This is a genomic window from Gilvimarinus sp. 1_MG-2023 (genome assembly GCF_030548285.1).
In genome coordinates, this window is sequence record NZ_JAUOSC010001731.1 from 1 (window position 1) to 235 (window position 235).

1 protein-coding gene is annotated in these 235 nt (G+C 28.9%); it reads right to left on the minus strand.

Going from position 1 to position 235, the window contains the following annotated elements; genetic code table 11:
• Positions 1 to 235 (minus strand): Ig-like domain-containing protein (locus Q4563_RS22655; protein WP_303606154.1); only part of this gene is annotated, 235 nt, incomplete at both ends.

Here is a 235-nt window from a genome sequence, read left to right on the forward strand (position 1 = left end):
GTATAAGAAAAAGTATCAGTACCAATAAAACTAACTTCAGAAGTATAAGTTACTTCACCATTACTTTTTAATTCAGCATTACCAGTGCTTAAAGACGTATCAATTGAAAGAATAGTTGTGTTACTTGTTATCTCATCATTATCTATAAGATTATCTAAGGTTTTTGATGTGTTTTCAAAGATTTCGTAGGAATCATCTACAGCTTTAATTCCTTCTACTAGCGTTATTGTTATTG